This window comes from Catenulispora sp. EB89 (genome assembly GCF_041261445.1).
In the GTDB taxonomy this organism is placed as follows: Bacteria; Actinomycetota; Actinomycetes; order Streptomycetales; family Catenulisporaceae; genus Catenulispora.
In genome coordinates, this window is the sequence record NZ_JBGCCU010000013.1 from 128,764 (window position 1) to 144,724 (window position 15,961).

General features: G+C 69.9%; 14 protein-coding genes. 3 read left to right on the forward strand and 11 right to left on the reverse strand.

The genetic code is table 11. The features are described 5' to 3' along the window. Positions 1–110: 110 nt before the first annotated feature. Entirely contained in the window at positions 111–2,066 is a 1,956-nt protein-coding gene (locus ABH920_RS26445) for a protein meaA (RefSeq protein ID WP_370351974.1), read from the reverse strand. Between the two features lie 298 nt (positions 2,067–2,364). On the opposite strand from ABH920_RS26445, the gene ABH920_RS26450 reads away from it, so the two are divergent. Continuing rightward, positions 2,365–3,738: an MFS transporter gene (locus ABH920_RS26450; protein WP_370351820.1), complete on the forward strand. Its 1,374-nt coding sequence runs from the start codon at positions 2,365–2,367 to the stop codon at positions 3,736–3,738. A gap of 239 nt (positions 3,739–3,977) precedes the next feature. Here the strand turns inward: ABH920_RS26450 and ABH920_RS26455 are convergent, their stop codons facing one another. The 3 genes from ABH920_RS26455 to murA form a co-directional block, all read right to left on the reverse strand. Beyond that, entirely contained in the window at positions 3,978–4,535 is a 558-nt protein-coding gene (locus ABH920_RS26455; protein ID WP_370351821.1) for a GNAT family N-acetyltransferase, read from the reverse strand. A gap of 75 nt (positions 4,536–4,610) precedes the next feature. Next, positions 4,611–5,462, reverse strand: coding sequence for a 3-hydroxyacyl-CoA dehydrogenase family protein (locus ABH920_RS26460; protein ID WP_370351822.1), 852 nt, complete (start codon positions 5,460–5,462; stop codon positions 4,611–4,613). Positions 5,463–5,606: 144 nt separating this feature from the next. Further along, positions 5,607–6,923 (reverse strand): UDP-N-acetylglucosamine 1-carboxyvinyltransferase, encoded by a 1,317-nt coding sequence (gene murA, locus ABH920_RS26465; RefSeq protein ID WP_370351823.1) that lies wholly within the window; start codon positions 6,921–6,923, stop codon positions 5,607–5,609. 86 nt (positions 6,924–7,009) lie between these two features. On the opposite strand from murA, the gene ABH920_RS26470 reads away from it, so the two are divergent. Continuing rightward, on the forward strand, positions 7,010–8,638 hold the full coding sequence (locus ABH920_RS26470) for a hypothetical protein (RefSeq protein ID WP_370351824.1): 1,629 nt from the start codon (positions 7,010–7,012) through the stop codon (positions 8,636–8,638). A 136-nt stretch (positions 8,639–8,774) separates the two neighbouring features. On the opposite strand, the gene ABH920_RS26475 is transcribed toward ABH920_RS26470, so the two are convergent. After that, positions 8,775–9,341: a hypothetical protein gene (locus ABH920_RS26475; protein ID WP_370351978.1), complete on the reverse strand. Its 567-nt coding sequence runs from the start codon at positions 9,339–9,341 to the stop codon at positions 8,775–8,777. Between ABH920_RS26475 and ABH920_RS26480 the strand changes: the two genes are divergently transcribed. Next, the gene (locus ABH920_RS26480; RefSeq protein ID WP_370351825.1) at positions 9,229–9,972 is read left to right on the forward strand and encodes a L,D-transpeptidase; all 744 of its coding nucleotides are present in this window, start codon (positions 9,229–9,231) and stop codon (positions 9,970–9,972) included. The two genes, ABH920_RS26475 and ABH920_RS26480, sit on opposite strands and share 113 nt — an antisense overlap. Positions 9,973–10,171: 199 nt before the next feature. Here ABH920_RS26480 and ABH920_RS26485 read toward each other — a convergent pair whose 3' ends face one another. From ABH920_RS26485 to atpA, 6 genes are read right to left on the reverse strand one after another with little or no spacing between them, the layout of a single operon-like run. Then, positions 10,172–10,771, reverse strand: coding sequence for a cob(I)yrinic acid a,c-diamide adenosyltransferase (locus ABH920_RS26485; RefSeq protein ID WP_370351826.1), 600 nt, complete (start codon positions 10,769–10,771; stop codon positions 10,172–10,174). A 48-nt stretch (positions 10,772–10,819) separates the two neighbouring features. Beyond that, positions 10,820–11,266, reverse strand: coding sequence for a DUF2550 domain-containing protein (locus ABH920_RS26490; RefSeq protein ID WP_370351827.1), 447 nt, complete (start codon positions 11,264–11,266; stop codon positions 10,820–10,822). A 56-nt stretch (positions 11,267–11,322) separates the two neighbouring features. Further along, positions 11,323–11,775, reverse strand: coding sequence for a F0F1 ATP synthase subunit epsilon (locus ABH920_RS26495; protein ID WP_370351828.1), 453 nt, complete (start codon positions 11,773–11,775; stop codon positions 11,323–11,325). Then, positions 11,772–13,211 carry a F0F1 ATP synthase subunit beta gene (atpD, locus tag ABH920_RS26500; protein ID WP_370351829.1) on the reverse strand — a complete coding sequence of 480 codons (1,440 nt, stop codon included), beginning with the start codon at positions 13,209–13,211 and terminating at the stop codon, positions 11,772–11,774. Before atpD ends, ABH920_RS26495 begins: the two co-directional genes overlap by 4 nt. Position 13,212: 1 nt before the next feature. After that, on the reverse strand, positions 13,213–14,124 hold the full coding sequence (locus tag ABH920_RS26505; protein WP_370351830.1) for a F0F1 ATP synthase subunit gamma: 912 nt from the start codon (positions 14,122–14,124) through the stop codon (positions 13,213–13,215). A 51-nt stretch (positions 14,125–14,175) separates the two neighbouring features. Then, positions 14,176–15,813, reverse strand: a complete 1,638-nt coding sequence (gene atpA / locus ABH920_RS26510; RefSeq protein WP_370351831.1) for a F0F1 ATP synthase subunit alpha — start codon at positions 15,811–15,813, stop codon at positions 14,176–14,178. Positions 15,814–15,961 lie beyond the last annotated feature (148 nt).

A 15,961-nucleotide genomic window follows, 5' to 3' on the forward strand; every position in this document is an offset into this window, starting at 1 on the left:
TCCTCGAGTGAATCCGGGTTCGAATAAGCGTTCAAACAAATCGGCGCCCTTCCAGTGGGGATATCCCCTAGGAAGGGCGCCGATTCGCGTCCGGCGGTGAGGGAGTCCGCTCAGACCGCGACCGATCCGGCACGCCGGATCTCTTCGACGATGGTGTGCAGGATCTGTGTGATCCCGAAATCCTTGGGCGTGAACACCGCCGCGACGCCGGCCTCGCGCAGCGCCCGCGCGTCGGCGTCGGGAATGATGCCGCCGACCACCACCGGCACCGAACCGGCTCCGGCCGCCCGCAGTTCGGTCAGCACCTCCGGCACCAGTTGCAGATGCGAGCCGGACAGCACCGAGAGCCCGACACAGTGCACGTCCTCGGCCACCGCCGCCGCCGCGATCTGCGCGGGCGTCAGCCGGATCCCCTGGTAGACGACCTCGAAGCCGGCGTCGCGGGCGCGTACCGCGATCTGCTCGGCCCCGTTGGAGTGGCCGTCCAGGCCCGGCTTGCCGACCAGCAGCCGCAGCCTGCGGCCGAGCTCGGCAGAGGCCTGATCCACCTCGGCGCGCAGCACCACCAGTTCCTCGGACGGGATCGCCGTCCCCACGGAACCCGAGACGCCGGTAGGCGCCCGGAACTCGCCGAAGACCTCGCGCAGCACGCCGGTCCACTCCCCCGTGGTGACCCCGGCGCGCACACACTCGAGCGTCGCGTCCATCAGGTTCACGTCCGTCGCGGCCTCCTGGCGCAGCCGGGCCAGTGCGGCATCCACCGCCGCGCCGTCCCGCTGCGCCTTCCACTCCTTCAGCGCCGCCACGGCGTGCTGCTCGACCGCCGGGTCCACGGTCTGGATGGCCGCGTCCAGGTCGGCGGTCAGCGGGTTCGGCTCGGTCTCGGTGAACTTGTTCACGCCCACCACGACCATCTCACCGGACTCGATCTTCGCGCGCCGCTCGGCGTGCGCCCCGACCAGCTGCGCCTTCAGATAGCCGGACTCCACGGCCGCCACGACGCCGCCGAGCTCCTCGATCCGCTCGATCTCGGCCCAGGCCGCCTCGGCGATCTCGTCGGTCTTGGCCTCGACCACCTTCGAGCCGGCGAACAGGTCGGGGTACTCCAGCAGGTCCGACTCGTAGGCCAGCACCTGCTGCATGCGCAGCGACCACTGCTGGTCCCAGGGCCGCGGCAGGCCGAGCGCCTCGTTCCAGGCCGGCAGCTGCACGGCGCGCGCCCGCGCGTCCTTGGAGAGCGTCACGGCCAGCATCTCCAACAGGATCCGCTGCACGTTGTTCTCCGGCTGCGCCTCGGTCAGGCCCAGCGAGTTGACCTGGACGCCGTAGCGGAAGCGGCGCAGCTTCTCGTCCGTGACGCCGTAGCGCTCGCGCGTGACGCGGTCCCAGAGCCCTGCGAAGGCGCGCAGCTTGCACATCTCCTCGACGAAGCGCACGCCGGCGTTGACGAAGAACGAGATACGGCCGACCACCTGGCCGAAGTCCTCCGGCGCCACCTGCCCGGAGTCGCGCACGCCGTCGAGCACGGCGATCGCCGTGGACAGCGCGTAGGCGACCTCCTGCACCGGCTGCGCGCCGGCCTCCTGCAGGTGGTAGGAGCAGATGTTGATCGGGTTCCACTTGGGCAGGTTCGCCACGGTGTAGGCGATGGTGTCGGTGATCAGCCGCAGCGAGGGGCCGGGCGGGAAGATGTAGGTCCCGCGCGACAGGTACTCCTTGACGATGTCGTTCTGCGTGGTGCCGGACAGCGCGGCGATGTCGGCACCCTGTTCCTCGGCGGCGACCTGGTACAGCGCCAGCAGCCACATGGCCGGGGCGTTGATGGTCATCGAGGTGTTCATCCGCTCCAGCGGGATGCCGTCGAACAGCGCGCGCATGTCCCCCAGGTGCGAGACCGGAACGCCGACCTTGCCGACCTCGCCGCGGGCCAGCACCGAGTCCGGGTCGTAGCCGGTCTGGGTGGGCAGGTCGAACGCGACCGACAGACCGGTCTGGCCCTTGGCCAGGTTCCTGCGATACAGGGCGTTGGACTCGGCCGGAGTCGAGTGGCCGGCGTAGGTCCGCATCACCCAGGGACGGTCTCGCTCGACAGATCCGTCATGCCCGGAGGATTCGTGTCGACCAGAAGAGCTGTCGCGCTCGGTCACGGGGGCTCCCAAATGGATGGTGTCGCCGCCCGGGGAGAGGTCGGCGCCTTGGACCGGAGCCTACTGACGGGTAACCGGAGTGTCACCGGTGACCTTGCGCACACCGGGGCCCGGGTTCGCACAGCCGCTAGTATCTCGACATCAAGCTTCTTGACATCGAGCGACATCCTGCGTCACACTCCACAGGGACCTGCAGGGCTGACACTAGGGGTGGGACATGCGGTGGGGCAGGAGCCAATCGGCGGGCAGTGGCATCGGGGCCGACGGCACGGGGCGCCGGGACGATGCCGCCACGACCGCCGAGGACGCTCCGAAGCGCGCCGGGACCATCGCCCAGCTGCGTAACCCGCCTGGCGGAAGCGACGCCCGGCGGATGCTCGCGGCACTGTTCCTGGACCGGGTCGGAAACGGCGTGTGGTCCTCGGCGCTGGTGCTGTATTTCAGCGTCGTGTCCCACCTGAGCGCGGGCCGGATCGGCGCCCTGCTGGGCATCGCCGGCCTGGTCGGCATCGCCGGCGCGCCGGTCGCCGGAGCGCTGGCCGAGCGGTACCCGGTGCGCACGATCCTGGTGGCGTGCCACCTGATCAGGGTCCTGACGCTGTGCGCGGTGCCGCTGTGCCACGGCTTCGCACCGCTGCTGGCGGTCACGACCGCGACGACGCTGTGCGACCGCGGGTCGAAGACCATGGAGATCGTGTTCGCCGGCCAAGCCGCCGGCGAGCAGCGCGCGACGTACCGGGCGCTGTCGCGGGTGGTGATGAACGCCGCGTACGCACTCGGCGCGGGACTCTCGGCGATCGCGGTGGCGGTGGGGACCAGCGGGGTGTACGAGGCCGTCGTGGTCGGGAACGGGCTTTCGTACCTGGCGGTGGCGGCGCTGGTGATGCGGACTAAGCGGCGGGAGCCGAGCCATGTTGCCGCTGCCGCTGGCGACGGCGCGAAGAACCCGAAGCCGCGCGGCCGCAATCCGTGGCGCGACCCGGGCTACCTGCTGTTCGTCCTGCTCGACGTCTTCCTCAACCTGGACGACGCGATCCTGATGGTCGGCGTCCCGCTGTGGGCCGTGACCCGCACCGACGCCCCGCACGCGGTGATCCCAGCGGTCATGGTGATCAACACCCTGATGTGCGTGTTCCTCCAGATGCCGGTCTCGTCCCGGGTGGCCGGCGCCCGGGCTGCGGCGCGTGCGGCGTGCTGGTACGGCGTGGCGCTGCTGGCGGGCTGCGCGCTGATCGCCGGATCCAGCCACGGCGGCGCGGTCGTCGCGACGGTGACGCTGTTGCTGGCCGCGGTGGTGGTCACGGCGGCGGAACTGGTGCGCTCGCTGGTGTCCTGGGAACTGGCAGTGTCGCTGGCACCAGCGGACGCTCAGGCCTCGTACTTGGGCGTGGCGGGGATGGCGCAGGCGATCGAGCGCTCCGCGGGGCCGGTGGCACTGTCCACAGTCGTACTGGCCGCCGGGCCCGTCGGATGGCTCGGCCTCGGCGCGGCGGTGACCGGGCTCGGGGTGGTGCAGCGAGCGGCCAGCCTGCGGCGGCTGGACCAGAAGGCGGTGCTGGCGACCGGTGGTGCGGCGGCTGCGGCGGCTTGATGCGGGCTGGTGCGGCTGCTTCTAGCGCGCGATGCGGTCTGGTGCGGCTTGGTTTGGCGCGCGGCGCGGCTTGGGTTCTGGCGCGGCCCAGCCCGGTGGTGCGAGGGCAGGGCGCGGGATGCGGCTTGGTTCTGGCGCGGCGCGGCCCGACGGTGGTGCGAGGTGCTGTGGTGCGGGGGCGGAGCCCATTGATGAGGGTGCGGGGTGGTGCGGGGTGCGAGGTGGTGCTGCGACTGGCTCTAGCGCGCGGCGCGCCAGTCACTCTCCAGCATCGCCATCACGGCGGCGTCGATCCACTCGCCGTCCCAGAGCAGCGCCTCGCGCTTGGTCCCCTCCAGGATGAAGCCGACCTTCTCGTAGACGTGCCGGGCGCGCGGGTTGAAGGCGTAGACGTCCAGCTCGACCCGGTGGATCCCAACGGTCTCGAACGCGTGCCGTAGCACCAGCCGCGTCGCCTCGGTCCCGTATCCACGTCCGAAGACTCGCGCGCCGACCAGTGAGATTCGGAAGCCGCAGGAGCGGTTCTCGGCGTGCAGGTCGTTCAGGACCACCTCGCCGACGTACGTGCCCGTCTCGTTTTCGACGATGGCCAGGTCCAGACGGTCGGCGTGGTCGGCGCGGGTGGCGTACCAGCGCCGGGCGGCTTCGGGGTCGAGGTCGGCGCGGGTGGCGGTCAGGCGGGTGCTCTCCGGATCGGCCAGGAGTTCCAGGAGGCCGGGGGCGTCCTCGGCGGTCACGGGGCGGAGGGTGACCCGGTCGCCGGCCAGGACCGGCTTCTCGGCGAACGAAAGCGTCATGATCGCGATCCTGGCAGGAAACAGCTGTGGCGGCCGCCGATTTTCGTTCCATCGGCGGCCGCGGTACAGCGCGTATCAGTAGCTGTAGAAGCCCTTGCCCGACTTCCGCCCGAGGTCCCCGGCGGTCACCATCCGGTTCAGGAGCTCCGGCGGGCTGAACTTCTCGTCCTGGGTCTCGGTGTAGATGTTCTGCGTCGCGTTGCGCAGGATGTCCACGCCGGTCAGGTCGGTGGTGGCCAGCGGGCCCATGGCGTGGCCGAAACCGAGCTTGCAGGCGGTGTCGATGTCCTCGGCGGTGGCCACGCCCGACTCGTACAGCTTGACCGCCTCGACCACCAGCGCGGCGATCAGGCGGGTGGTGACGAAGCCGGCGACGTCGCGGTTCACCACGATGCAGGTCTTGCCGACCTCCTCGGCGAAGGCGCGGGCCCGGGCCAGGGTCTCGTCGGAGGTCTTGTAGCCGCGGACCAGCTCGCACAGCTGCATCATCGGGACCGGGGAGAAGAAGTGGGTGCCGACCACGTCCTGGGGGCGGGAGGTGACCGCGGCGATCTGGGTGATCGGGATCGCCGAGGTGTTGGTGGCCAGGACCGCGCCGGGCTTGGCCAGCTTGTCCAGCTCGCGGAAGATCTCCTGCTTGACCTCGATGTTCTCGAACACCGCCTCGACGATCACGTCGGCGTCGGCGACCGCCTCGGCCAGGTCGGTGGTCGTGGTGATGCGGCCCATCGCGGCCTCCACCTCGTCGGCGGTGTAGCGGCCCTTGGAAGCGAACTTCTCCAGCGAGGCGCGGATGCCGTCGACGCCGCGCTTGAGGGCGGCGTCGGTCACGTCGCGGACCGCCACCTCGTACCCGGCGGCCGCGGCCACCTGCGCGATCCCCGAACCCATCAGACCGGCGCCGATGACGGCCAGCTTCTTCGACACTGCGCTACCTCATGCTTCACAAGGGGTGATTTGCTTGGACGTCCAAAAAGATAACGCGGGGTCGCCCAAGCTCGGCGCGGACGGCAGCGTAACGCTCGTCACGGGTGGCGGCGCCGGCCTGCGGTGGCCGGCGGCGCCTGCTCATCACGGGTACGGGTCGGGGTCCGGCTCGCGCTCGATCTGCGCCCCGAGCGAGCGCAGCTGCGTCACCAGGCCCTGGTACCCGCGGTCGATGTGCCGCACGTCGGACACCGTGGTGTGCCCGTCGGCGACCAGCCCGGCCAGCACCAGTCCGGCCCCGGCCCGGATGTCGGTGGCCCGCACCGGCGCCCCGGACAGCCGCTCGACGCCGCGGATGATCGCGTGGTGTCCCTCGGTGCGGACCGAGGCGCCGAGGCGCGCCAGCTCCTGGAGGAACACGAAGCGCGCGTCGAACAGGTTCTCGGTGACCATCGAGGTGCCCTCGGCGATCGAGTTCATCGCGGCGAACAGCGGCTGCAGGTCGGTGGCGAAGCCCGGGTAGGGCAGGGTGATGATGTCGACGGCCTTCGGGCGCCGGTCCATGGACACCCGGAAGCCGGTCTCGTCCGGAACGACCGTCGCGCCGGCCTGCGTCAGCTTGTCCAGGGCGATCTCCAGGTGCGCCGCGTTGCCGCCGTCGACCCGCACGTCGCCGCGGGTCATGGTGGCCGCGACCGCGAACATCCCGGCCACGATGCGGTCGGCCACCACCAGGTGCGGCGACGGCGCCGGGGTCAGCGTGTCCACGCCCTCGATGACCAGCGTGGAGCTCCCGGCGCCGTCGATCTTGGCGCCCATCGAGGCCAGCAGCGAGCAGATGTCGACGATCTCCGGCTCGCGCGCAGCGTTGTCGATGACCGTGGTCCCGCGGGCCAGCACGGCGGCCATCAGGATGTTCTCGGTGGCGCCGACGCTCGGGAAGTCGAGCAGGATGCTCGCGCCGGTCAGGCCCTTGGGCGCCGAGGCGACCAGGAAGCCGTGCTCCTGGGAGATGTCGGCGCCGAGCCGCTCCAGGCCGTCGATGTGCATGTCCAGCCCGCGCGAGCCGATGGCGTCGCCGCCGGGGTAGGACACCTTGGCCTCGCCCTGCCGCGCCAGCAGCGGGCCCAGCACGCAGATCGACGCGCGCAGCCGGCGCACCAGGTCGTAGTCGGCCTCGGTGCGCGGATCGGCGGGCACGTCGATGACGATGGTCGAGCCCTTCTGCGGCCCGTCCTCCCGCTCCGGACCGGGCTCCCAGTCCAGTTTCACGTCGCAGCCCAGCCGCCGCAGCAGCTCGGCCATCAGCTCGACGTCCAGAATGCGCGGGACGCCCCGCAGCTCGGTCCGGCCCTCGGCCAGCAGGGCGACGGCCATCAGCTTCAGCGCGCTGTTCTTCGCGCCGCACACCGCGACCTCACCCGCCAGGCGGGCCCCTCCGGCAACTTTGAAACGCTCCACGACCGGCCATCCTGGCACACTCCGCTACCGCCTCCGGGTGACCGGCAGGCAACCTGCGGCTTTCGATTCGCGTCTTCGTAGTCGCCATGGACACCTGGGACAACGCGCAGCCTGACCGTGATCAGCCGATCGGCGGTGCTTCGGCCTTGCCGGAGGAGAGTTCGGGGGGTGGCTCCGGAGCGGTTCCGGGGGGCGCTTCGAGGGCTTCGGGGGACGCTTCGGCGAACGCCTCGGGGGCGGCACCGGAGGCGTCGGACGCTGCCAAGCCCGCATCCGGCCCCAGCTCCAGCCCCAGCCCCAGCGCGCAACCGTCCGATCCGGCCAGGCAGGCGTCCCCGGATCTGCACTACGCGTTGAGCCTGATCGCCGACGAGTTCGCCTCGGCTCCGCGCAACGACATCCTCCCCCGGGTGATGGCGCGGGCCACCCGGATCCGTCGGCGGCGGCGCGTCCTGCGGGCCGGTTCGGCGACGGCGGTGCTGGTGGTGGCGGCGCTCCTCGGGCCGTCGATCGCCTCGGAGCTGGGAGTGCGCGGCGGCGACGCGTCGGCCGCGCCGCCGCCGGCCGCGATCGAGGACCTGACCAGCGCGTACCCGATGCCGACCGCGCTGCAGGACGACAAGGTGATGGCGGCGACGCCGGCCCTGCCCGCGAACGCGCTGCCCTGGCCGAGCCGCGGCACGCCGCTGCCGGCGCAGGCGGTGGAGGTGGCGAAGTCGTACTTGCAGGACCAGGCCGGACGCTCGGCGGCGCCGGGCACCAAGGCCGCGACGACCGCGACCGTGGCGCCGCTGTGGTCGCAGGTGGACGAGGACACGACGACGGCGCCCACCACGGCCGGGCACGGCGCGACGGCGAAGGTGGTGCCGCAGCCCGCATACAAGACCTGGCTCTACGTGATGCAGGGATGGACGACCGGGGCGGACGGAGTGCCGTCGCAGGCGCAGCTGCTGGTCGGGGACTACACGCTTACGGAGAGAGCGGCGGGCGGCTCGGCGAGCGGGGCGTCGGGCGAGTCGTCAAGCATGTCGGTGTACGCGGCCCCGGTGACGTTCGCGCACGCGCGGCCGGGATCGAGCGACGACACCGACGACGCGCAGCAGATCGCCGAACTGTCGGTGTTCCTGCCGCAGAGCAACCGGCTGGTGGTGCTGGGGGCGCCGCAGACGAAGACGGTGCTGTACGCGAAGACCGGCGGAGATCTGATCCCGCAGAAGACCGACGACGGGGTCGCGGTGTTCCCGCGGACGCACCGGTTGGTGAAGGGGCAGTACGCGGACACGATCCAGGTGCGCGACGCGAACAACGTCGCGCTGACGCCGCCGAAGGCTTGGAGCGCCGGCGACTATCAGCTCACCGGAGCGATGGGGCTGTGGCGGAGTAGCGCGAGCGGGTGGGTGACGGTGCCGGCTCACGGTGGGCCGGTGGTGCGGGGGACGCCTACCCCTGCGCCTACGGCAGGGACAAGTACGGCGCCGAGCGCGGGGCCCTGGGATGTGGGGCCTTCAAGCACGGCGCCTCCGACGCAGACGGCGCGGCCTACGACTGCGCCATCGGCGTTGCCGGCCAGCGGTTCGGGTGCTTCGAGCGCCGCCTCTGCGCCGGTTCCGGCCCCGACATCGAGCAGCAGCGGCAACGGGTCTGGGACGCCGCCTGCCGATCCCGGCGCGGCCGCGGGTGTCGGTGGCGGTCCGGGGTTCCCGAGCTCGTTCTGAGGGCTGGCAGGCCCGGTACAAGCCCCGCCAGACCTAGGCCGTTTCTTTCGGATCAGTGTGCGTTGGCTCCGGTAGTGAGATTGAGTGACGCGCAATGGGCGCGGATTGAGCCGATGCTGCCGGACCGGCTGGCGCATTACGCGGGGGGCGCCGACGGTCGGCTGTCTGTCGCCACCTGAGCTGATTCGGCCGTCGCCTTGAGAATTTTCGATCGCCCTGGCAACCAGAGCCGCGGCCCGGGCGTCGTCAGAGCGGGAACACTGTGTGGGTCGTGTGGGTCATCCAAAGGGGGAACTGCGGTGGGGAACAAGTTCGCTGGGGCGGCGGTCGCCGGATCGCTGCTGCTGCTGACCGGATGCGCGAGCACAGCTGTCAACCACAGCGCCGGGCCCGGTCCATCGTCGTCCGCTCCGGAGACTTCGACAGCGGCGTCCTCGGCGACGACCACCACATCATCGGCCGCACCGACGTCTGTGTCCGCGACCACCGGTGGGCCGAGCACCGCGGCTTCGAAGCCGAGCACGTCGGCCGGGCCGACCACGACCCCGAACCAGTCGACCGGAACGGGCACGCTCCCTTCCATATCCTCGGTGACTCCGAGTAACGGATCCAAGGTCGGCGTCGCGATGCCGATCCGCGTCAACTTCGCCTCCACGGTGTCGTCGACGAACCGCGCCGCGATCGAGAAGACGATGAAGGTCACGACGACGCCGCACGTCGACGGCGCCTGGTCCTGGCTCGACTCGAACACCGTCGACTTCCGCCCGCAGGGCTTCTGGCCGGCCGGCACCAAGGTCACCGTCCAGTTCGGTTCGACCGACCGCAAGCTGGACTTCTCCATCGGCGACGACCACGAGATCGTCGTCGATGCGACAACGCACATGATGAGCGTCTACGAGAACGGCACGTTGATCAAGAAGTTGGCCAGCGGCACGGGCAAGCCGGGTGATGCCACCTACGGCGGCACGATGGCCATCATGGACATGGTCCCGCACATCGAGATGACCTCGTGCGCCATCGGCCTCCAGTGCACCAAGGGCGGGCCCGGCTGGTACGACCTTCAGACGTACCATGACCTGCAACTCACCGACAGCGGCACCTTCATCCACTCAGCGTGGTGGGACGATTCGCTGGGCAAGGCGAACGTCTCACACGGCTGCATTCACCTCTCGGAAGCCAACGCGGCAGTGCTGTGGAACATCGTCCAGGTCGGGGACCCGGTGACGGTCAAGGGCACCAGCGACAAGGTGAGCCAGTCCAACGGCTACGCCGACTACACGCTGTCGTGGTCGCAGTGGCTGTCCAACTCCGCTGCCGGCATCCAGGTGTTCTGACGAGGCGCGGTCCGCCAGGCAGCCGCGTGTACACGCCTTTCCAGGAACCTGACTGGTCGGGCGTGTCTGCCTAGGGCAGCCTGGTCCGGTGCTGCCCAATGCGCATCACTCAATCCCACTACCGGACCAACGACCCACCGATCCGAAAGAAGCGCCCTAGGCCTAGGCCTCGCCAGCCTCAGCCCCAGCCCCGCAGCGGCTACCGCTCGCCGCCCGGCACCCACAGCACGTCGCCGTCACCGCCGTGCGAGTCGGTGTTCGCCACCCGGGCCAGGATGAACAGCAGGTCCGACAGCCGGTTCAAGTACTTCACGGCCAGCGGGTTGATGGCGTCCCCGTACTCCTCGACCGCCGCCCAGGCGCTCCGCTCGGCGCGGCGCACGACGGTGCGCGCGACGTGCAGCTGCGCCGCGACCACGGTGCCGCCGTTGAGGATGAAGGAGCGGAGCTTGGTCAGCGTCTCGTTCCACTCGTCGCACGCCGCCTCCAGGCGCTCGACGTACTCCGGCTCGATGCGCAGCGGCGGGAACTCCGGGTTCTCCGCCGGCGGGGTGCTGAGGTCGGCGCCGAGGTCGAAGAGCTCGTTCTGCACCCGCAGCAGCAGGGTCCTGATCCCGTCGTGCAGCATGCCCAGATCGTTGTTCGCGAAGGCCACCGCCAGCCCGACGGCCGCGTTGGCCTCGTCGACGTCGGCGTAGGCCGCCAGGCGCGCGTCGGTCTTGCGGACCCGGCTCAGGTCGCCGAGGGCGGTCGTGCCGTCGTCGCCGGTGCGGGTGTAGATGCGGGTCAGGTTCACCATGGGACCCACGGTAGTGCGTCGCCGGGGGCGGTGCTTGGCAGGTGTGGATCAACTCACCCGCGAGGTGTCCCACCCCGGAGGCGCCGCCTCCACCCACGTCAGGAAGGCCATCATCGACTCCGTCGACATCGCCAGCTCCACCACCGCCCCGGCGGCCGAGCACTCCAGCACCGCCCACCCCGGCAGCAGTGTCCGGGTCTCCTCCCCCGCCGCGTCGCGGCGGCCCACGACGTCGAACCCCCGCCGAGCCAGGCTCGTGCGGGGGCGGGGGGAGTAGCTGAAGACGCGGTAGAGGTCCACCGTGAGGTCGCGGTAGCGGCCTACTGCGAAGGACCAGCCGGAGGCGTCGCCGGCCTCGGGGATCGGGCCGAAGCGGACCGCGCAGTCGAACGCGCCGCCGCCGCGGCGGATCAGGTGGCGGCGCATCGGGATGAAGGCCACGGACAGACAGAGCACCACAAAGCAGACAGCCAGGACCTCGACAGCGCTGAGCATCTACGAAAGCTCCTCACTGTCGAGTCCCGGCTGCATCTACGTGTACCTCAGGGCCCTTAGTGTGCCGTGCCCGCGCCGACAGAGGCGTCGCCGAGGACCCGGAGTTGGGCTTCGGCGAAGCGCAGTTCGGCCTGGGCCTGCTCGCGGGCCGCGGTGTCGTCGCCTGCCGCGTCCTCGGCCGCGCGGGCCGTGGCCGCCAGGTCGCGGGCGCTCGCCAGGTCGATCTCGGACGGGAGCAGGACGCTCTCGGCCAGGACCGACACGTCGTCGCGCGCCACCGACAGGAAGCCGCCGGAGACGACGACCTCCATGGTGCCCTCCTCGGTGCCGCGGATCGTCACCACGGAGGGGGCCAGGATGGACAGGATGGGCTGGTGGCCCGGCAGCACGCCGGTGTCGCCCTCGGTGGTGCGGGCGATGACCATGTCGGCCGTGCCCTGCCACACCTTGCGGTCGGCCGCCACCAACGAGACGTTCAACCGGCGGGCGCCGGCGTGCGACTCGCTCATGCCCGCTCCAGCTCCTTGGCCTTCTTCTCCAGGTCCTCGATGCCGCCGCACATGAAGAACGCCTGCTCCGGCACGTGGTCGTACTTGCCGTCGGCGATCGCGGTGAAGGCCGCGATGGTCTCGTCCAGCGGGACGAACGAGCCGTCGATGCCGGTGAAGATCTTCGCCACGAAGGTGTTCTGCGACAGGAAGCGCTCGATGCGCCGCGCGCGCTGCACGGTGATCTTGTCTTCCTCGGAGAGCTCGTCGATGCCGAGGATCGCGATGATGTCCTGCAGGTCCTTGTACTTCTGCAGGATCGCCTTGATCCGCGTCGCGCACTCGTAGTGGGCCGCGGAGATGTACCGCGGGTCCAGGATGCGCGAGGTGGAGTCCAGCGGGTCCACCGCGGGGTAGATGCCCTTCTGGGTGATCGGACGGCTGAGCACCGTCGTCGCGTCCAGGTGGGTGAAGGTGGTGTGCGGGGCCGGGTCGGTGATGTCGTCCGCGGGGACGTAGATCGCCTGGACCGAGGTGATCGAGTGGCCCTTGGTCGAGGTGATGCGCTCCTGCAGCTGGCCCATCTCGTCGGCCAGGGTCGGCTGGTAGCCCACCGCGGAGGGCATGCGGCCGAGCAGGGTCGACACCTCGGAACCGGCCTGGGTGAACCGGAAGATGTTGTCGATGAACAGCAGCACGTCCTGCTTCTGCACGTCGCGGAAGTACTCCGCCATCGTCAGGGCGGACAGGGCGACGCGCAGACGGGTGCCCGGGGGCTCGTCCATCTGGCCGTAGACCAGCGCGGTCTTCTCGATGACGCCGGTCTCGGTCATCTCCGCGATCAGGTCGTTGCCCTCACGCGTGCGCTCGCCGACGCCGGCGAACACCGACACGCCGCCGAAGTTCTCCGCGACGCGGTAGATCAGCTCCTGGATCAGCACCGTCTTGCCGACGCCGGCGCCGCCGAACAGGCCGATCTTGCCGCCGTTCACGTAGGGCGTCAGCAGGTCGACGACCTTGATGCCGGTGGTGAACATCTCGGTCTTGGAGTCCAGCTGGTCGAAGGACGGCGCCTTGCGGTGGATGCCCCAGCGCGTCTCGGCGTGGAACTCCTCGCCCTCCTTGAGGTTCAGCACCTCGCCGGTCACGTCGAAGACGTGGCCCTTGGTGACGTCGCCCACCGGGACGGTGATCGGGCCGTCGGTGTTGACCACCTCGGCGCCGCGGACCAGGCCGTCGGTCGGCTTCAGCGCGATGGCGCGGACCATGCCGTCGCCGATGTGCTGGGCGACCTCGAGGGTCAGCCGGCGGGTCTCACCGAGGAACGGGTAGTCGATGGTGAGGGCGTTCTGCAGTTCGGGCATGCCGTCGACGGGGAACTCCACGTCGACGACCGGGCCGATGATGCGCGCGACGCGGCCGACGGCCTTCGTCGCGGTCTCTGTGGTCGCAGTCATTTCAGTCACTTCCCACATTCGCGTCGGCCAGCGCGTTCGCGCCGCCCACGATTTCGCTGATTTCCTGGGTGATGTCGGCCTGCCGGGCCGCGTTCGCCAGCCGGGTGAGGTTGTCGATGAGGTCCGAGGCGTTGTCGGTCGCGGACTTCATCGCGCGGCGCCGGGCCGCGTGCTCGGAGGCGGCCGACTGGAGCATGGCGTTGTAGACCCGCGCCCGCACGTACTGCGGCAGCAGCGCGTCCAGCACCCGCTCCGGGGACGGCTCGAACTCGTACAGCGGGAACACCCCGCCGGCCGGGGGCTCGGTGGTCTCCTCGTACTGCAGCGGCAGGATCCGCACCGTGGTCGGCTGCTGCGACAGCATCGAGATGAACCGGGTCGAGACCAGGTGGATCTCGTCTATCCCGTCCTCGGCGACGAACGCCGCGATCACCTCGTCGGCGACCGCGCGGGCGTCGGTGTACGCGGGGTTGTCGGAGAACCCGACCCACGTGCCGGCCATCGACCGCTCGCGGAAGGAGTTGTACGACACGCCCTTGCGGCCCACCACGTAGCGGACCGGCTCCTTGCCCTGCTCGCGCAGCAACTGCATCAGCTGCTCGGCTTCCTTCAGGACGTTGGTGTTGTAGCCGCCGCAGAACCCGCGGTCGCTGGTGACCACCAGGACGGCGGCCTTGGGCCGGATGCCGGCCTTCGGCTCGCGCTCGGTGGTCAGCGCGTGCGCGGCGTTGGAGCGCGAGGCGACCGCCGAGACGGCGCGCGTGATCTCCTCCGCGTACGGCGTGGAGGCGGCGACCTTCTGCTGCGCCTTCACGATGCGGGCGGTGGCGATCAGTTCCTGGGCCCGGGTGATCTGCTTGGTCGCCTTCACCGAGGCGATCCGGCGCCGGTATACCCGGAGCTGGCCTGCCATGTCAGTTCACCCCTTCCCGAATCCGGTCGTGCACGAGAGTCTCGGTCACGATCAGGAGGCCTTGTGCTTGGTGATCGTGGCCTGGCCGACGTTGTCCTCGTCCATCGCGTCGGCCTTGCCCTGGTCGGCCAGCAGTGTGCCGTCGCCGAGCTCGAAGCCGCGCTTGAACTGCGCGACGCCGTCCTTGAACGCCGTCACGGTGTCGTCGGAGAGCTGACCGGTCTCGCGGATCGTGGCCAGCACGCCGGCGTGGTCGGTCTTCAGGAAGGAGATGAACTCCTTCTCGAAGCGGCGCACATCGGCCACCGGCACGTCGTCGATGGAGCCCGAGGTGCCGATCCAGATCGAGGCCACCTGCTCCTCCACCGGATACGGCTCGTACTGGCCCTGCTTGAGCAGCTCGACCATCCGCTGGCCGCGGGACAGCTGGGCCTTGGAGGCGTCGTCCAGGTCCGAGGCGAAAGCAGCGAACGCCTCCAGGTCACGGAACTGCGCCAGATCCACACGCAGCGAACCGGACACCGAACGCATCGCCCGCACCTGCGCCGAACCACCGACCCGGGACACCGAGGTACCCACGTTGATCGCCGGACGCACACCGGAGTTGAACAAGTCGGTCTCGAAGAAGCACTGACCGTCGGTGATCGAGATGACGTTGGTCGGAATGAACGCCGAGATGTCGTTCGCCTTGGTCTCGATCACCGGCAGACCGGTCATGGAACCGGCACCCATGTCATCGGACAGCTTCGCGCAACGCTCCAGCAGACGCGAGTGCAGATAGAACACGTCACCCGGGTAGGCCTCGCGCCCCGGCGGACGACGCAGCAGCAGCGACATCGACCGGTAGGCCTCAGCCTGCTTGGTCAGGTCGTCGAAAACGATCAGGACGTGCTTGCCGTCATACATCCAGTGCTGGCCGATGGCCGAACCGGTGTACGGCGCCAGGTACTTGAAACCCGCCGGGTCCGAAGCCGGAGAAGCCACGATCGTCGTGTACTCCATCGCACCGGCCTCCTCCAACGCGCCCTTCACGGCCGCGATGGTGGAACCCTTCTGCCCGATGGCCACATAGATGCAGCGGACCTGCTTCTTCGGATCGCCCGACGCCCAGTTCTGCTTCTGGTTGATGATCGTGTCCACAGCCACCGCGGTCTTGCCGGTCTGCCGGTCACCGATGATCAGCTGACGCTGGCCACGACCGATCGGGGTCATCGAGTCGATGGCCTTGATACCGGTCTGCAACGGCTCCTTCACCGACTGCCGAGCCATGACACCAGGCGCCTGCAGCTCCAGGATCCGCGTGCCCTCAGCCTCGATCGGACCCAGACCGTCGATCGGCTCACCCAACGGGTTCACCACCCGGCCCATGAACTTGTCACCGACCGGGGTGGACAGGATCTCGCCGGTACGGGCGACCCGCTGCCCCTCCTCGATACCTTCGTAGTCGCCCAGGACCACGACGCCGATCTCGCGGACGTCCAGGTTCAGGGCGATGCCCAGGGTGCCGTCCTCGAACTTCAGCAGCTCGTTGGTCATGGCCGAGGGCAGGCCCTCGACCTTGGCGATGCCGTCACCGATCTCGGTCACCGTGCCGACTTCGTCCTTAGACGCCTCGGGCGCCTTGTAGGAGTCGACAAAGCGCTCCAACGCGTCCCGGATCTCCTCCGGACGGATCGTGAGCTCCGTCATGAGTATTCCTGCTCTCCTAGATTCATCCGGGCCGGGCAACGGCGGGCCCGGCACCGTGTGCCGGAGTTCCGCCCGCCGCCACCACCCGCAGGTCGTTTCGTGTGGGTACTGCTCTGTGTCTTCTTGTACGACGCTAAGCCTTGACGCC

Excerpts from the sequence above, each read along its gene's own strand:
- ABH920_RS26450 (WP_370351820.1), top strand. The coding sequence starts at position 2,365 with ATGCGGTGGGGCAGGAGCCAATCGGCGGGCAGTGGCATCGGGGCCGAC.
- ABH920_RS26490 (WP_370351827.1), bottom strand. The coding sequence starts at position 11,266 with ATGCTCAGCGCTGTCGAGGTCCTGGCTGTCTGCTTTGTGGTGCTCTGT.
- ABH920_RS26470 (WP_370351824.1), top strand. The coding sequence starts at position 7,010 with ATGGACACCTGGGACAACGCGCAGCCTGACCGTGATCAGCCGATCGGC.
- ABH920_RS26445 (WP_370351974.1), bottom strand. The coding sequence starts at position 2,066 with ATGCGGACCTACGCCGGCCACTCGACTCCGGCCGAGTCCAACGCCCTG.
- ABH920_RS26455 (WP_370351821.1), bottom strand. The coding sequence starts at position 4,535 with ATGACGCTTTCGTTCGCCGAGAAGCCGGTCCTGGCCGGCGACCGGGTC.
- ABH920_RS26505 (WP_370351830.1), bottom strand. The coding sequence starts at position 14,124 with ATGGCAGGCCAGCTCCGGGTATACCGGCGCCGGATCGCCTCGGTGAAG.
- atpA (WP_370351831.1), bottom strand. The coding sequence starts at position 15,813 with ATGACGGAGCTCACGATCCGTCCGGAGGAGATCCGGGACGCGTTGGAG.
- ABH920_RS26495 (WP_370351828.1), bottom strand. The coding sequence starts at position 11,775 with ATGAGCGAGTCGCACGCCGGCGCCCGCCGGTTGAACGTCTCGTTGGTG.
- ABH920_RS26485 (WP_370351826.1), bottom strand. The coding sequence starts at position 10,771 with ATGGTGAACCTGACCCGCATCTACACCCGCACCGGCGACGACGGCACG.
- atpD (WP_370351829.1), bottom strand. The coding sequence starts at position 13,211 with ATGACTGCGACCACAGAGACCGCGACGAAGGCCGTCGGCCGCGTCGCG.